Raw genomic sequence first — 15472 nt, 5'->3', positions numbered from 1 at the left:
TGTCGGTTGGATGTTCACCCTGACCGCCACCGCTTACAACCTGATCCGCCTGCCCAAGCTGCTGGCGGCGGCATAATTACGCCCGGAATCCGCCTGAGCGGCGGCTCCGAGCGTCTCGGAGCGCGAAAAGGCGCTCCATTCTGATAAAAACGGGCGGCGGAAACGCCATTTCCAAGCCTCAGAGGGGGCAAAAGGCCGAAATATGTTCGTTTTTCCGCACCCTGCTAGTGGCCGGTCAGGATGTCCAGCACGTCGCGCGTGTCAGGTCCACAGTCTACGTAGTCGTCGAGGGAGACGACGCGGGTAGGCTCGAAACCACATCCGGCTCTCCCGTGGCGCGATCGGGACGGGCAACGAATACTCGGTGTTGGCTGACGGGCGGTGCCATGGTCGTCCCCCCGTTACTCCCGGAATCAGGATCACATTATCCGGAGTCGTGTAACACTTTTTCCGAGTTTCCCAGGCCCGCTCCGGCACTCGGCAGACGGTTGAATTCGCCCAGGGAACGTGATGTCTGACGACCGTTTTCACGAAGCGGAAAGGGGCGTCACCGCTTCAGAAGCTGACGCCAGCCGGGGGCGGCTCAACTCCCTGCCCGGCGAGGAGGGGAGGGCGGCATCATGGGTGCCAATCCGGCAGGTTCACAGTCATACAGACATCGGCGTCAACGGATTTCGGTGCAAAAGGTGGACAGATCTGTTGACGGAATCGCACCTGATGCAGTCGGCCAATAGAACCCAGTGGCCGACGTCCTGCTAAACGTCTCCTCATCGGCAGCCTCCAGGACCGCTGGAGATAAAGCCGCCGTTTCTGATTTCAGAGCAATGGCTTAGCAAATCCGTGCAACATGAATCGTGGTGTCGTGTAACACTTTTTCGAAGCCGTGTAACAGCTTCTGCGGCCGGTGTATTACCTCTTCGAGGCCTGCATCGAGTGGCGGATCACCCCCTGCGAGGGCGTTAAGATGCCGATATCGTACGGTATTTTACCGGTACAGTACGGTACGGCAGCCGACGCCCTTTGGGCAGCCGCTGGAGGATCTCGGCCAAGCAGCTCGACGGCACTGATGTCATCGCATGCAGGTGTTGGGGAAGGTCCTCTCAGCGATCCTTCCAGTTCAGTCCTGCGGTCTTCATCCTGTCCCAGAACGTCCGCTTCTGCCGGTGGCTCGCCACAACCTGTTCGCGGTAGGCATCCTGGGGTGGGTGTCCGAGCCAGTCGCCGACGGCGGGGACCAACCGTTCCGCCGCGGCCAGGTCGCGGACGGCATGCTCGTACTGCGTGGACTGTGCCCGCGCCAGGACGGCGTCCGCCATGCTGCGGTAGAGCAGGACGGCGGCAAGGGGATGGTCGGCCTCAAGCGCCTGGGCGGCGGCACGCAGTCTGCTGTACAAGTCGCCGTTCAGCTCGCCGACGCGGATCAGCACCAGGTCGGCCGCCGCATCCAGATCCAGGCCGATCAGCAGGTTGAGCGCGGCATGCGGTTCGCGATGCTGACGGGCCAGCGTCACGGCCGTTGCCCGCACCCGGTCATGCTCTCCTTCCGGCAGATGAGCGAGGAATGCGCGGAGGGTGTGCTCGGACAGGCTGCCGGTGAACATCCTCCAGCGGATAGCCTGGGCGTCGCCGTGACGGCCCAGCAGTTCCAAGAGACGAACACGGAGATCATCGATCTCCCATTGCCGGTGCGCCGGGACGTCCGCCTGCTCGACCCGCGCCAGGGCTTCGGCCGCACGCCCCGCTTCGATGAGGCGTTCGCAGATGTCCTTGAGGGCGTGTCGCTCGGTCCCGGCGAGGCGGTATACGGCGATGAAGCCGTCGACATCCCCGCGGGCATCGGCGATCTGCTGAAGGCCTCGTGTCAAAGGCCACGTCCGCGCCTCCTCGTCCTGGGTCCGGCAACGCTCCAGGTCACCGCGGATCAGGCGCTCCAGTTCGTCCAATCCCTCTGACCCCAATGCCTCCTTGAAGGCGGTGACGACACCACCGTGAACGCCGTAGCTGTCCTTGGTGAGGATGGCGAAGACCTCGCGGGCCAGCTGCACCCGATCGCGGTCGGGCACCGCAGCCCATGCAGCGCCGAAGTCCTCGATGGCCTGCTTGAGCACGTCACCGATCAGGCCGTCGGAGTCGTCGGAGCGGTCGAACACCGTGGCGTCGAGCTGGATGAAGCGACCGAGCAGCTCGGCAGCCGCCAAGGGGCGCTCCGGGAGAAGGTCTCGGACAATGGATTCGCGGACCCGGTCAAGGTCAGCAGCCAGGGATGAGCTTTCACGGTAGCCGTAGAACCGGCGATCGGATGCGATCCGCTGGATCTCCTCGGACAAGGTCTGCGCCAGCTGGTCGCTGCTGCTCCGTGAAGCCAGGGCGAGCCGCAGAGCTTGATGCAGGCCCGCGTCCTGATAGGCCTGCTCGACTAGGATCTCCGCTAGGCGTCGGGCGCCGAGGGCCTCGACGGCCCCTACAGTGATCTCGATCTCCTCGTTCTCGACCATCCCATCACCTCCTGCTGCCCGCGGCTCAGTACCCGGCCAACCGCGTCAGTGTGCCGCGCTCCAGAACAGCTTCCAACGCTGCGCGCATGTGCTCGCGCCCTGGCGAACACGGTCCGGCTGTCAGGGCTTTCATCTGTTCCCGAGCCCAAGCCTCTCGGCCGATCCGTGCCGCCGCGGTCATCAGGTGACCGACCGCGGCGTGCAGGTCGGTGACGCTGGGATCATACCCGCCACCTGTGAGAAGGCTGCGCAAAGCGCTCAGCGCGACCTGGGCGGCGAAATCCGGTTCCCGTTCCGCGTTGTCCCGTGCGGCGCGGATCAATGTCCCCGGTTCGGCGTTCGGAGCGGCCGCGCACTCCAGCGCGATGTCCAAAAAACCGGCATCCTTGGCGGCAGCGAACCATTTTCCTGCATCGCCGCGCGTCTGAATGAGGTCGAGAAGGATCTGGCGCTTATCGCGGCCGGGATAGCGGCGCGCGGTGTCCCGGAATATCGCGAGATAGGTTGTCCCGGCCCCGGTGCTCAGTCCATAGCGGCGGTAGGCTTCATCGGCCCGTCCCGACCGGAGCAGGAGGGATTCGCAGAAACGGTCGATGGCCCGCTCGTCATAGCTGCGGAGCTTCGGGTCCCGGCAGCCTTCGGCGTAGGTAATGGCCGCATCGATCAACCCCTGGCGTGCCAGCGCCTCGGCGCCGAGGCGGTGATCCGACCAGAAGCGATGGCGGGAAGTGCCGAGCAGATCCAAGAGTTCGTCGTATCGGCCGACCTCGAGCAGACAGGACAAGCCGATGGTTCCGCCGACGACGTAGCCGCCGGGCGTGCTGCTGGACCAAAACCGCCGCAGAGACGGCAACAGAAAATCGGCGTACTCGTTCATGAGTTCCGGATAGACGGCGATCTCTCCCCAGCGCTCCTCCACGGGAAACAGGTATTGGACACCGTCGTCGAGCACGGCTTGGTACAGGCGCTCCAGCCATTTGGCGCGCGTTTTCGGATCGGCCGGTGCGGCAATCAGGATCGGGATCACCTCATCGAGCGCCTTGTGGACGGCGCTGCCCAGCGCCCCCGACGAGGTGTCGATCTGTTCGAAAGCGGGCCACAGCCGTTCCATAAGCGCGAGGGCGCCTTCCCCGGCCGTCAGCGGATCGACCTTGCTGACGGTCCGGATCTCGGACACGGCCTCCTTCAGCGGCGCGACGGCGGCCTGCGACCCACGCCATCCGAAAGCGCGTGCTCGGAGCTTCGTCTTGAACGCCCACTTCTGGCCGCCAGCCATGCCGTCCCACCTGTCGTTCCTGACGCCCTTCGGCCGCCATCTCACCGCAACGCGGCAAGCACCGGCAACAGGATTCAGCAATGGCTTCCGCGTGCTGACCTGCGCCCGTCAGTGGCGCTCAGGACGACCGTAACACTGGCGACCGTTGGCGTAAAAGCGGGGGTGCCCGGACGACGATCCAGGCGGACACACAGCGGATCAAAGCTCCAGGACCCAAGGCTCGGCCATGGCCAAGCCCCGCACCCGGCAACCGCCCGACAGTTCCGCTTCGTAGGCGTAGTGATGGTGTCCATGGACGATGAGGCGGGCACCGCACACCGCGGCGGCCTGATCGATTCCGGCAAAGCCGGATCGGTGAGCGGTCGGCGCTTCGTGAGTCACCAGCACGTCGACCGGTCCGATTTCCCGCAGTGTCTCCAGGTCCTCGGGGAAGATCGTCGACCGGTGGCGCAGCGGCAACCCGGCCCGCCAACGGGCCTGCTTCGGCGTGTGCTCCAAGAGGTCGGCTCGGGTCCTCCAGACGGGCGCTTCGTCACCGAGACGCGGGTACCAAACCCTGCCGCGGAAGACGCCGCCCAGACCGGCGATGCGCACGCCGTCCAGCTCGATGGCACGGCCGTGCAGGTCCCCTCCAGGATGGTCGTCGAACAACAGCGGATACCGTTCCGGGTGATCAGTGTCGTGGTTGCCTGGGATGTAAAATACCTCCACACCGGCGTCGAACAGGAGCGCCAGGACCCGGCGAAGCGGCTCCTCGAGCTCGCAGTCGCCGACGATGACGACGGCCTGGGGCTGGTGTCGGGTGCAGGCATCTAGGAGCGGCCGCCACTCGCCATGAGGATCACCGTAGAAGATAATGGTCATGGTCAGTGTCCTGCGTGCGTTGTGGGCGTCCAGGCTGCGGAGCTTGGTGTTTCCGAGCGTTCATTCTCGGCGGTGGCGCTGACCATCGGGCTGGCTGCCCCATGCCGAGGTGAGCCCGCAGGATGGCCGTGAGGGCGTTTTGATCCGGCAGCTGGAGACGGATGGTGCGGTCGAGGCGGCCGGATCGCGTGAGCGCGGGGTTGAGGCGATCAGGATGGTTGCATGCGCCGACCACGACGACACCTTCACGGTCGCCGATGCCATCGAGTTCCTCTAGCAGCGCGTTGACCACCTGAATGTTGTGCGCGGCCACCTCGGCGGGATCGCGAGCCTGCTCGGTTTGAGGGGCGCTGGTGAAGGGAAATTCGTCGCAATCGTCGGCTGACTGCATCACCGCTTTGCGGGCTGACATCAGGAGATCCTCGTACACGCGGGAAGGACATTGCGCTGGCCGCTGGCCAGCAGGCCGTCAGCGCCGCGGTATCTGAAGGTCGCTCCGTGTCATCGTTTCAGTCCCGAGTGGGGGAGCCGAGCAGGGTGTCGGCTCCAGAATGCGATGGAGAACCTACAATCCGCTCTCTGGAGGCACAACCATGACGATCGGATCGTGACGCGATCCGATCGTCATGGGGGTGTGCGATTGCTCGCGGCTTGCGGTGGTGTCACCATGGTTCCCCGACGGGAATCAGGGAATTCCGGAGATGGTGACGCCGAACGCGCATGACGTGACAGAGAGGATGAAGATCATCCTGCTCCGGTACATTCTCCGGCACCTGTCCCGGGGAGAACCGCGGCCGGATGTCTCGGATCTGGAATTCCGGCGACGAGCTTGGCGGGCGGCTCGGTGCATCGAGGCTCGCCGCCTGGAGCGTGGAGACACGACGCCTTTGCTGTCCCAATCGCCGAAGACCGCTAGGCAGTCGACGGCGCAACGGACGTGCCAGCATCGCGGCTGGCGGATTGTCCTCTGCCGCAACGGCGGCAAGTGGCACGCCGAAACAGCCCGCGGTCGCCGCCCGCAGCTCGTGCTCACGGCGCGGCGTCGGCGCCGCCGCGATGCCTTCCGGGCCATCCTGGCGATGATCGACCGTGGCGACTTCGGGATCAGGGAGCCGAGACCCGCGCCATGACCGGGTCGCCGTCGCGGCGGCTGTGCATCCAAGCGCGCAGCAGGGCGCAGCGTTCGGGGCCGTGGGCACGGTGGGCGCGATGGAGCAGAAGCGGGCAGCGATGAGACCAGGGAGTCCACAGCCGTTGAATAGAACGCCTACCGTTCATAGATCACATCCATATCTGCGGCAGAGGTTGGCGCAACAATATAGGTCGAATTCTCGAGTAGAGCCACTTTCGCGCGCAATATGTGTTGACAAGGAATTCTCGGCGATCAATGGTTGACGCCGCGTTCGACGCCGATGCGGTGACTTGCTGGAGATCCGGGCCATGGACAATCTGAGCTTTGGCATTCTGGTTGGACAGAAGCGTCGCGCCGACGCGGTTGAGGCCGTCGGTGTCGCCCTCGCGGAGCGCCTGGGGCAGGCCAACCAGCAGCGTCAGGCCGACGCGCAGGCCATCACCGCCCTTGAGGAGGAGAACGAAGTCCTGCGTGCCCGGGTCGCCGACCTCGAGCTCAAGCTGGCGTTGGAAGAAGCCACCGCCGTTGCTTCCCAGGCGGTCGTCGATGCCTTCAAGGTACTGCACCCCGACAGTCCTCTCCTGGTTCAACTCGGCACTATGAAGAACGGTTCGCCGTTGAGGAAATCGACCCGTATCTGGATCGAGGCATTCGACGCGGCCGCGAAGAAGCGGAACGTGGATAACCCCGAAGTCTATCGGGTGGGGTAAGAGCGCACTCGGCCCAAAGTTGAAGCGGCACCGGAAGGTGCCGCTTGGCTTATCCGCCTCCTTTCAGCTGACCGTTTCCTGCCGGTTTCGGTATCTTCGTAGCCGAGCTACCGTGGCCGTTTTGGCGGCTGTCACCAGCCCCACCTTTTGCCGTGTTGCCCGCGTGTGGAGTATCGGCTGCACGTCCGGCCGCCGCGCCGGTGATCTTACTCGCGCCAGACACCCCGCCAGCGGCAGAAGCCAAACTCCCGTCGCCGTTTGCCTTCTCGAGCGCGCTCACCAGCCGGTTCATGTCGCTTGGCGAGGCAAAGAATGCGGCTTTGCCAGCGTCGACGCCCATCTTCATGGTATTTTCCGTATGGGTCCCGACAAAGCCCACCGCGCTGGCGGCTTGGTGATGTTCACCGTCCCCGTCCGGCTGCGCTCCGAACCACCGTGCGACGCGATCGGGTACCTGGGAGATCAGGTTGAAGCTGCGGATAGCCAGCTGATAATTCAGCACCGAGATGAGGATCACGTAGGTGATCACGCCGACGAGCCCGACCGTGTTCCCTGTGGTCGCCGCCGCCATCGCCGCGTACACTGTTTTGGACAGGAACCAGACCATCGCCTCGAACACGAGGATGGAGAAGAATAGCCCGAACAGGGTCAGCGGGATTCGAAACAGCAGGTTGAATACAATGCCGTAGCCAGCTTTCTGCGGGCCGTCCAGGAACTCCGCGCCGTCCATTCGGATGTGCATGAAGGCCCAGAGAGGAGCTGCGATCACTCCCTCGATCACCAGGATCAGCATGCCCATCACGGCGTACAGGAAGTGGATGAAGGGCATCATCGGCAGAACGTAGGCATGGAAGACCGCCGCAAGCAGAAGAGCGACGGCGATCAGACCGAAGAACGTCGCGGCAAAGCCCGTCAACTTTTCGGCCCCGCTCGGCATCAGCTTGCCGACGAAGTTGGATGCTGCCTCGGCAGCCGCACCCGCGACCGGAACCTTCGAGATCAGCGCTCCACCCACGCCAAGGGCGGCGAGGATCATGAAGGCGGCGTTGAGGATGAGATGGCCGAAGTCGACCATGTGCTGCAACGCCTGGCCGGTGCCCGGCTTCAGCACCGCCAAGCCGATCAACCACTTCTGGAGCGCGCTGTCCGAGCTGCCAAACCACTCCATAACACCGGCAATACTGCCGCTGTTGTCGAACTGGCCAGCGCGGGCGGCCGCAGTAGACAGAGAGGTCGTGGTCAACAGCTGCTTGTCCCACCAGCTACGCAGCTTCGGAAGCACGCCCAAGAGTTCGTGGCCAAGCAGACGGTCAATCCCAATGCCGTCCTTGTACTGTGAACCGGTGCTCCCGAAAGTCACCTCCGGCATCACGCCGACCAGGGACATCACCTGCGCAGAAATTCGGCTGAGGGTCATATAGTAGGAGCCAGCAGACGCCCAGCCTGCCGTTCCCGCAACTGCCTTGAACTCGGTCAAGCTGACCTTGTTGACACTGTCCACATAGGTCTGGACTGCTGTCGTCAGAGCGTTGTCATAATCCGCCTTCGCCAGCAGCACCTGCTGGAAGATTTCGTTTGCCCTATCCTTGTCCTTGTCAGAAAGGTTGATACTGACAGGACCATCCGAGGTTATCATCCGTTGCGCGATGGCCCGCAGTTTGGCGCGCAGAGAGTCGAGAGCGGCATTCCGCGCTTGGTCCAGCCGGAGAACGTTTCTGTCGGCTGCCGCGGACTCCTTGCTGGAGGCTACACGGATCGAACCGCAGACGCCGTAGTCCAGGATCATGTCTTGGACAGCGATAGGCTGCTGCGTCCCTGCGGTTTTCGACGAATCCCAGAGGCTCACAACAAAATGCCATACCTGTTTGATGCCGCGGTAGATGGCGTTGTTCGTGAGCGTCATCGGACCCGGTGTCGGCTCCCGAGGCCATTCCGGCACCTGGACATCCGAGTTGATGGATTTTCTGTTGATTGCATCGCGCCGGACAGCCTCGAAGCAGACTTCGAGGAACATGGTGTCGCGGACGAGCGGGACGGTCTCTTGCAGGGCCGGATTGCTGATCTTGGCACCGGACAACCCATCGAGGAACCCGGACCAGATCAAGTTACCGAATTGGCCGCCGACCAATGCAATCCAAACAACGAGCACCTGAAGCAGGCAGTATCCCTTGGCGACGGGGGCAAGCGCCGCCACACCATAAGAAACCCTTACTGGTGCCCATACTTGGTGCCAGCGCGACCCAAGGACCTTTCCCTCGTGCGCGGTAGCCACGATTCCAATGATGGTGTGGTAGGCCATCATCGCCGCGGAGCAGGCCATCAGTACGGCGATGAACACCGAGAACCCGCTGGCGATTCCGTTCGCCAGCGGCGTGACTGTGCCGCCAACCGGACCAACACCCGGGAACACGAAGGTGAGGAGCTGGTACCAGAGGTCGTTGACGTTGAGCGTACGGAACAGCGCCGTGATGATGTTCCCGCTGACCACCGGATCCGCGTCTGTAGCCGCGGCCACGGCGGCGGCCGGGTTGCCCAGCATCGTGGTGGCTGTGGCGCCGCTGATCATCAGCAACAGCGCAGCCGGTCCAGCGCCGGACAGCGGAGAAACGCCCTCCGGAGCTTCGGTCCACCATTCACCAGGCTGACGCAGCCAGGACGCAAAGCTGTCGAGCCGACGTTTGCGCAATTGAAAATTGTAGAACGCGGCTCTGATCGCCAGGACGCTAAAAACCGGGATAGTGGCGAAGCAACCAAGGAAGCTGATCCATTCCAGCAAGCTGTTGACATGGTTTCCGCCTACTGACCCGACCGCGATAGCGAGCAGAGCAATGAGAGCGGCGAGATGGAGCAGGAAATACCGGTGCGTGCACGCCTGGGCGGTGACCAGGAAGTCGTCGGCCCGGTCGTAGAACCGCTGGGCGACGTGGAAACGCTCGGCCGGATCCGTCGCCTGCGACGGCAAGGGTTGGACCGTCTGGCGGCCGAATGCACCACGGGCCAGCCCCCCGATGTTGGAGGCGGCTCCAGCCCAGAGCCCGTTGATGCTGCGCCATCCGGTTCCAAGGACCCGTCCCTTGCCTCGCAGCGCCCCTTTCCAGTCGGATCGCCACTCGTCGACGCCAAGGACATCGTCACGGACAAATGCGCGTGCTTCCCTTCGACCGCGGTCGAGGAATGCCTGGAGCTTACTCATTGGAGGTGTCCTTGGCCGTGTGGTTTGGACGAACCGCAAAGAAGCCGAAGTCACGGGGGCGACGGAGATCCTCGATCGAGCGGGCAATGAACTGGCTGATGCCCGCGAGCACACCGAGTGCAAGGACTGCGTCCGCGGCGACCAGCAGGGGGGCTTCGAAGCCGTAGGCGGCGACCAGGAAGGCCAGCAACCCGGTGGCCATAAGGGTGACAGTGACGATGTTCCCGATGGAAAGAGGCTCACGCCGGATGGCTTTCACCACCATGCGCGCGGTTTGGTGCACCACGAGGATTGGCAGGAGGCCGGATGCAAGCACCAGCGCCAGTCCGATGCTCAGTTCGATGCTGAGGGCTGCCAGGATAACGGGAGGGGCAGCATCGACCAGCCAAGAGCTCATCAGCATGTGCGGGACGATCTGCGGATGATCGGCCATCAGCATCCAGGCGGTAAGCCACAGCATGCAAGCGATCGTGGACGTTGCCACGATCCCGCTCGCGCAATGCTGGGTGAATGGCAAAGATCTGACGGCCATCGAAAATTCCTCGCATATAGTGCGGCTTCATAAATCAATGCTATGATCGTCTATAAACATTCTGCAAGCATCTTGGTGAAAAGGTCGCGTCATGACAAATATGTTTACTCTGCTTGGTGAGGCGCGTGCTCATGTAAACATTTTCACTCCTGTTCTACTTCACCACAGAACGGAGCGGCATTACAAAAATGTTTACGATGCCTTTGTTCGTGGAGCGTTGTCGCCGGAGACCGCTCCCAGCCGTGCGGCTGCGGTGGCGTGGCGAAGCGCGATCCGGCACGGGGCTCTGCGACAGCTGGAGGCAGCCACCAAAACGCTGGAGATGGCCTTGGAGGTGGGCGGTCGGGTCGAGAAGGATGCGGCGGCCCTCGAGGTTGAGCGGTGCCTCGAACTCTTGCGCCGCTTTCCCGCGATCCGGCCGGGCCGCCGTCCACGGCCGAGCGACTCTCGGGCGTCACATTGGGTGGGGCAGGGCGTGGAAATCACCTGCGCCTGATCGGCGGGAGGCTTATCACCCTTGGCTGCCAAGGAGAGGCCCAGCGTTCTGAGTGCTGTAAGAGCGCGGATCAAAACCCCGTCTCCATAGACTCAAGCCATTGATTTTACTCGGCCCGGCGGAGGTTTTGATCGGCACTCTAAGCCAAAGCGTTGGACAGTGGCGGTCGCCGCGTGGCAGGCCCCCGGGGCAAGGTGGGGTCGGTCTCTTTCGTAGCGGCGGTCATAGCCGCGTCGCCGCCAGGCTGATCGCCTTCCATCGGAAAGCAGCTGCTCGCTTCATACAGCTAAGCGAGTTTATCAGCTGCCAGTGAGCAGCCCGTGGTTCGGGCATCCAATTCACCAAGCGGCCAGATTCATATTTATGGTGCTGCGTAAATCCCTTCGTATCTGTATCTAAGTCATTCTGTCAAGAAATGAGAAATCCTTGTCTGCGCGCCACATGGATTGGCTTGGATAATACAAATCTTTGTCAACTGACATGACAGTAAATATCAAGCATCTACCTAAATATATTGAGAACATCAGCGGATTTTTGTTGACGGATGAGGTTTGGGTGTTCTATTCATTTCGAATTAATCCACTCGATGGAGGTGCTTCAAATGAGCGAAACGATTGTGAGGGTCACGCGGGTCATTGAGGTCAGCCCGGACGGTGCTGAGGTGGATGTTACCCATGAGGACAGAAAAATTATCGAATATATCGAGTCGTCTCGTGATGATGTTGGACTGAGTGATGACGAGATCGAGGAAGATCTGATCGCTCATTTTGCCCGAAAATCCTGTCCTCGCTGCTACGATGATGTCCATATCATCGGCGATACAGTGCGTCTTCATTCTTTTGATGAGAGTGGTAACGAAGATTGTAGTGCGTTTACAGGATGCCTTTGACTGATCTGCAAGTGGCTACGGTAAATGCATTGCTAGTTCAAAAAACATCTGGTGCCGCGCGGTGTCAGCCTCCGTTGAGCTCGCACCAGTGGAGGGGATCAGCACCTGGATCGGGTGGACTGGTGCGCGTCCTGGGTATGAAGTGAATTGTGGTGGATCTTTGCGAGCTCGGCATTGGCGGTGTGTTGGCCGTGCGTCTCGGGAGCCTTATCGGACCAACGGCCGCACAGGGAGAGGATGCCTGCCCAAAGCCTCGGCCACTCGCAGTCGCCGAGGCGGGGCTGCGCGTTCACACGCAGGTCATGGTGCACGCGCTCACGTGCAAAACGGTCGAAGAGGACAGAGCAGCCGGGCGTCCGACCGGCCGTCTTGAAGCGCCGCGGGAGGACGGCGTTCACCAGACAATGGATCCTCGGCAGAGTGCTGCGATGCGTGCCTACGCCGCCCTGACCGAGCGCCACCGGACACGCATCAGCGGATGGGAAAGGGAGATCATCGCCAAACGGGGTCTCAGCCGGTTTGACCGGTGGCGCACGGAAGCGGCCTCTGACACCGCACGCCGTGAAGGACGGATGTCCTATAGGATGGATGCGGAGGGCTTCTGCGCATCGGCGCGTGGTCAGGTCGAGGCGCTGATGCGGATGAGCGATGGCGAGTTTGTCGCAGCGGTCACGGCCGCGTGGTGCGTCATCAACCCGCAGCCCGCAAAGCGGTGAGGGTGACTGGCAGCAACAAGAGGGGCGCCGCAACCGGCCATCGGAAGGACCATGCCGCCTGCATCTCACTGCATCACATTGAACGACGACCTCGCCGCGACATGGCCCAACGACCTCTCAGTCCTCGATCGTTGACGGTCCGTACCCCGGGAAGCGACGATAATGCGGTCAGGACGACCAAGTCGGTCTGAAGGAGGCGGCGGTGAGCGAGACCAGGGAAATTCTGAGGACGATGATCTGGACGGACAGCCTGCCGGACCATGCTTGGCCGCGTCCGAGTGACCAGGCGTACCGGCAGGAGATGATGCGCCTGCGGGCGCTGCTGGAGGCCGCCCCGGAGGATCTGGAACTCGAACCCCTGCGGTCGATGGTTCTTGCCGCCGAGGTCGGATCCGAGAGGCGCATGGATGTGTTGACAGCCGTCTCCGATGCCCTGGGCTCCGAACTCGGCCGAGCGCCGCAATGACTGAGCGGGGGCGGCCGAGCGAGGATGGCGAGCGCACGCGCTCCTTCGGCAACCCGTTCGAGCCGGTGAAGCCACTGCTGATCGTCGGGCCGGACTGTGCCCGCGCTGGTCAGGTATCGCCAGCCACCGGCCGCCGACCCGGCCACATGGTGATGTCGGCGCCTCCCCTGTCGCTGACATCACCGCATTCCCAAGCGCCGTCGCGACGACATGGTGACCTCACCATGTCGTCGGATGCCGTAGTTTGCACCGCCCCAATCCAGAGAACACAAGGGGTTGGCGGTATCCGACGCCATCACCATCAGCCGGTGCGCCGATACGACGACATGGTGAGGTCGTCATCTCACCGGTCGCCGACATCACCGACCGCTGGGACGACGGCATGTGGAACTCACCTTGTTGTCGTCTTACCAAGCGACGGCCAGAAGATCCGCCGAAGCGCTGGAGCCGGTGCAGGCGTCGTCTCCCAGGCGTACCGGCCGACACTGTCGCCTCAACCTGTACCCGGTCCCATCGGCGCCGCTCGCCGCTGTGCAGGGTCAGGAGCCGACACTCTGTCGGTGTCTACGACGCCCAATGCGTGGCGCGTGATGGCCGCACTTGCCAAGGGACATGACCGAATCCGAACGGCACTCGACCTGCACCCCTAGATCGCCCACGAGCGCATCCGGGAGTTGCCGCTGTTCGATGCCCTGCTGCGCGAAACCCGCTACGTCGGCGAGGTCGGCCTGAACGGCAGCCCGGAGTGCAAGCCGCATTGGCGGGAGCTGATCAGCGCCTTCGACCACATCCTGGCCGCGTCGGCCCGTGCGGGCGGGCATGTCCTGGCCCTCCAGAGCCGCCGCACAACCGCCGAGGTGCTGGGCGCGCTGGCCTGGCAGCCGGGCGCCGGTACTCCCGTGCTGCACCGGTTCTTCGGCACCAAGGCCGAACTCCAGCGGGCGATCGGCATGAGCTGCTGGCTCTCGGTCGGCCCGGCCATGGTGACGGGCAAGCGCGGGCGCGACCAGCTCACGGCCATGCCCCGGGGCCGCGTGCTGACTGAAACAGAAGGCCCGTTCGCCGCGATCGGCGGCAAGCCGCTCGGCAGCGGCGAGGCCGCTCTGGCCTACAACGCGCTGGCGGCCTGCTGGGGCGTTGCCTCCGACGAGGCGGCGACCGCCGTCGTGGCAGCCTTCCGCAGGCTTCGTTTCGTCGGCGGTCGGCGGTCCGGCTTCGCCGACGTGAGGACGTAGACTTTGTCCCGTTCATTCCCTCAAGCACGGGTGCGGTCACCACCATCCGCGTTCAGCTTCGCCAGGGTAACATCAGCGGGGATGCTGTCCTCTCTCCCCAAGCTCACGGAGATGACGTTGCCGAAGGCCGCGTCGTAGAGGGTCATGGCCTGGACCAAGCCCAGCAGCAGGAACACCGGATACAGTTGCCAGGCGTTCTGCGCCTGTGACCACGCCAGGAGCCCGACGCCCGCGAGGAGCGACCCCAGGCCCATCACGCCGCGACCATGCCCGCGGTCGATCAGCACGCCGACCGGATAGGCGGCGAGGGCGGCAACGACCAGGGCCATGGAGGCCAGCAGATAGACGTCAGCCTTGGCCAAGCCGAACGCCTGCATGGTCGGCTCCGCCAGCAGGGGGAAGCTGTAGACCAGCGTCCCCCAGGAAACGATCTGCGCGACGCCGAGGCCCGCAATGAGGCTGTGGCGCAACGGGCCAGGGGCCGGAACGGCAACCACCGCCCCGGCCGATGCCGTCGCCGTCATGCTTCCCTCGGGCCGCAGCAGCCCGCCACGGCGGGCTTCTCGACCACGGTGGTGGGAGCGCTCCCGCAGCCGCAGCCCAGGCCGCCCGTCGCCTTCACCTGCGCGTCCGTCACGCAGCAGGCGTCCACCTCGACCGGGGCTGGGCCCCCGCAGCAGCCACCAGCCGCTTCCTTCGAGGGCGCAGCACCGAGGTCGGTGCTGCACACGCCGGTCTCGGGCAGGTCCAGCTGCACGTCATGGGCCGCCTCGACGTCGCCCGCCAGGAAGGCGGCGATCGAGCGCACCTGCTCGTAACCCGTCGCCATCAGGAACGTCGGGGCACGGCCGTAACTCTTCATGCCGACCACGTAGAAGCCCGGTTCCGGATGAGAGAGTTCGCGCACGCCGTGCGGCCGCACCGTGCCGCAGCTGTGCAGGTTCGGATCGATCAGCGGCCCGAGTGCTTCGGTGCACTCCAGCCACGGGTCGAGCTTCAGGCGCAGCTCCCGAAGCGGCGTCAGATCCGGCCTCAGGCCGGTCGCGGCGACGATCTCGTCGACTCCCTCTATGCGCTGACCGTCGCTGCTCTCAAGGACCATTCTGCCGTTCGCCGTGGCGACCTTGGCCACCCGGAACCCGGTCACCAGCTCCAGGGCACCGCTGGCCTGGAGGTTCTTGAGCGCCGTGCCCAAGGCACCGCGCGCCGCCAGCGCGTCGGCATCGCCGCCCCCGAACGCCCGCCGCAGATCGGTGCCACGGACGGCCCAGACCGCCTCGGTGCCAGGTTCCTGCTCGGCCAGGCGGGTGAGGTCCAACAGGGCGTTCGCCGCCGAGTGCCCGGACCCGAAGAATCCCCCATTGATCGGCTACTACGAAGGTCCCTGACGCTGCGGGGAACTTGTGGTCGGCGCGGTTGATGCTGGCGGTGTCTGCGGACGTCCCCTTTAGAGTCAATGATTCTCCCG

14 protein-coding genes are annotated in these 15472 nt (G+C 63.9%); 6 read left to right on the top strand and 8 right to left on the bottom strand.

The features are described 5' to 3' along the window. Positions 1–1100 precede the first annotated feature (1100 nt). The 4 genes from Q4I23_RS03025 to Q4I23_RS03010 form a co-directional block, all read right to left on the bottom strand. On the bottom strand, positions 1101–2495 hold the full coding sequence (locus Q4I23_RS03025; protein ID WP_498525272.1) for a DUF6880 family protein: 1395 nt from the start codon (positions 2493–2495) through the stop codon (positions 1101–1103). Between the two features lie 25 nt (positions 2496–2520). Further along, positions 2521–3771, bottom strand: a complete 1251-nt coding sequence (locus Q4I23_RS03020) for a hypothetical protein (RefSeq protein WP_498525271.1) — start codon at positions 3769–3771, stop codon at positions 2521–2523. 198 nt (positions 3772–3969) lie between these two features. Then, a complete protein-coding gene (locus Q4I23_RS03015; protein WP_498525270.1) occupies positions 3970–4635 on the bottom strand; it encodes a metallophosphoesterase family protein in 666 nt (221 codons plus the stop codon). Beyond that, positions 4613–5047: an AAA family ATPase gene (locus Q4I23_RS03010; RefSeq protein WP_498525269.1), complete on the bottom strand. Its 435-nt coding sequence runs from the start codon at positions 5045–5047 to the stop codon at positions 4613–4615. Before Q4I23_RS03010 ends, Q4I23_RS03015 begins: the two co-directional genes overlap by 23 nt. Positions 5048–5336: 289 nt before the next feature. On the opposite strand from Q4I23_RS03010, the gene Q4I23_RS03005 reads away from it, so the two are divergent. Both Q4I23_RS03005 and Q4I23_RS03000 read left to right on the top strand, forming a co-directional pair. Then, positions 5337–5765 carry a hypothetical protein gene (locus Q4I23_RS03005; RefSeq protein ID WP_498525268.1) on the top strand — a complete coding sequence of 143 codons (429 nt, stop codon included), beginning with the start codon at positions 5337–5339 and terminating at the stop codon, positions 5763–5765. Positions 5766–6075: 310 nt separating this feature from the next. Further along, positions 6076–6477 (top strand): hypothetical protein, encoded by a 402-nt coding sequence (locus Q4I23_RS03000; RefSeq protein WP_498525267.1) that lies wholly within the window; start codon positions 6076–6078, stop codon positions 6475–6477. A gap of 49 nt (positions 6478–6526) precedes the next feature. Here Q4I23_RS03000 and Q4I23_RS02995 read toward each other — a convergent pair whose 3' ends face one another. Beyond that, positions 6527–9670 carry a DotA/TraY family protein gene (locus Q4I23_RS02995; protein WP_498525266.1) on the bottom strand — a complete coding sequence of 1048 codons (3144 nt, stop codon included), beginning with the start codon at positions 9668–9670 and terminating at the stop codon, positions 6527–6529. Continuing rightward, positions 9663–10202: a hypothetical protein gene (locus tag Q4I23_RS02990; RefSeq protein ID WP_498525265.1), complete on the bottom strand. Its 540-nt coding sequence runs from the start codon at positions 10200–10202 to the stop codon at positions 9663–9665. Before Q4I23_RS02990 ends, Q4I23_RS02995 begins: the two co-directional genes overlap by 8 nt. A gap of 1097 nt (positions 10203–11299) precedes the next feature. Between Q4I23_RS02990 and Q4I23_RS02985 the strand changes: the two genes are divergently transcribed. The 4 genes from Q4I23_RS02985 (at position 11300) to Q4I23_RS02970 (ending at position 14004) form a co-directional block, all read left to right on the top strand. Next, positions 11300–11587 carry a hypothetical protein gene (locus Q4I23_RS02985; protein ID WP_498525264.1) on the top strand — a complete coding sequence of 96 codons (288 nt, stop codon included), beginning with the start codon at positions 11300–11302 and terminating at the stop codon, positions 11585–11587. 428 nt (positions 11588–12015) lie between these two features. Then, entirely contained in the window at positions 12016–12303 is a 288-nt protein-coding gene (locus Q4I23_RS02980; protein WP_498525263.1) for a hypothetical protein, read from the top strand. 202 nt (positions 12304–12505) lie between these two features. Beyond that, positions 12506–12769: a hypothetical protein gene (locus tag Q4I23_RS02975; protein ID WP_498525262.1), complete on the top strand. Its 264-nt coding sequence runs from the start codon at positions 12506–12508 to the stop codon at positions 12767–12769. Between the two features lie 674 nt (positions 12770–13443). After that, positions 13444–14004 carry a TatD family hydrolase gene (locus Q4I23_RS02970; protein WP_498525261.1) on the top strand — a complete coding sequence of 187 codons (561 nt, stop codon included), beginning with the start codon at positions 13444–13446 and terminating at the stop codon, positions 14002–14004. A gap of 20 nt (positions 14005–14024) precedes the next feature. On the opposite strand, the gene Q4I23_RS02965 is transcribed toward Q4I23_RS02970, so the two are convergent. Both Q4I23_RS02965 and Q4I23_RS02960 read right to left on the bottom strand, forming a co-directional pair. Next, on the bottom strand, positions 14025–14528 hold the full coding sequence (locus Q4I23_RS02965) for an MFS transporter (RefSeq protein WP_498525260.1): 504 nt from the start codon (positions 14526–14528) through the stop codon (positions 14025–14027). Further along, entirely contained in the window at positions 14525–15322 is a 798-nt protein-coding gene (locus Q4I23_RS02960; protein ID WP_498525259.1) for a hypothetical protein, read from the bottom strand. The genes Q4I23_RS02965 and Q4I23_RS02960 overlap by 4 nt, the downstream gene beginning before the upstream one ends. Between the last annotated feature and the right edge of the window lie 150 nt (positions 15323–15472).

The sequence above is a fragment of the Azospirillum sp. UFLA03-27 genome (genome assembly GCF_059803775.1).
This window is presented reverse-complemented; position numbering and strand designations above follow the sequence as displayed.